This window comes from Erwinia sp. MYb416 (assembly GCF_037479575.1).
Lineage (GTDB): Bacteria > Pseudomonadota > Gammaproteobacteria > Enterobacterales > Enterobacteriaceae > Erwinia > Erwinia rhapontici.
Genome location: NZ_JBBGYT010000375.1, coordinates 1 through 909, shown reverse-complemented (window position 1 = coordinate 909; position 909 = coordinate 1). Strand labels below are relative to the sequence as shown.

Here is a 909-nt window from a genome sequence, read left to right as displayed (position 1 = left end):
AAAAAAAAATACCCAAAAAAAAAAGGGGGCTACTTTTAACCCTGGGCGCCCCTTTTCATCTCTGAACGTGGGGAGACGTCAATGCCTCCCCCCAGATCAGTTAGCTGCAGGTTTCGCGTCTGGCGTGCTTTCTGCTTTTGCTTTGTCCGCTTTCGCTTTATCCGCTGCGGCTTTATCGGCAGCCGCTTTATCTGTGGTGGCTTGTCTGCTGCCGCTTTGTCGGCCAGCGTCTTATTGACGACGGCTTTCTCGTCAGCCGGTTTGGCCGCCGGAGTGGCTGACGCAGCAGCCGGTGCCTGTTCAGCCACCTGTAACGGCGTTCCCTGTAACGACTTGTTCAAAACCTGGGTGAACTGGTCCCATGAACAGAAACCGTTAGCATCGGTCGGGCAACCGGCCATTTGCAGAGTGACACGCTTAGGCGGGTTATCCAGCGACAGCGCTTCCGCATCACGCAGCTGGCTGGATGTCTGGTAGACATATTCCACCTTCACCAGCTCACGGTCATTTTTCTTATCATGCCAGCGCTGGAACTGCACCATACCGCCAATCGGCGTTTGCTCATTTTGCCCTGGCAGATCATAAGGTTTGAAATCCAGGGCCGTCAGCAGTGAGGCGATATTCGAATCATGACCGACCATTAAGGTCACTTTCGGTGCAGTGGCTTTATCCTGGTCGACCAGCAAGCTGCGGATGTAGTCCACCAGCGGGGCTGCCACTTCACGTGCGACAACCGGAGAGGTGAATAACGTGTCCTGGTAACCATTTTTGATCGCCGCCAGTTCTTTCCACTGCTCAGGCGTTTTGATCTGCCCCCAGGCGACCTGCTCCATCGGGAAACCTTCGTAATATTGCAGGGTGAAGGCATCAACCAGGGAATTCCCTACCTTCAGTGGACCAGACACATTG

The 909-nt window shown here is 54.3% G+C and carries 1 pseudogene; it reads right to left on the bottom strand.

Annotated elements, in window-relative coordinates:
- Positions 1 to 96 precede the first annotated feature (96 nt).
- Positions 97 to 909: pseudogene (locus WH277_RS05395) on the bottom strand (histidine-type phosphatase); the annotation flags it as partial.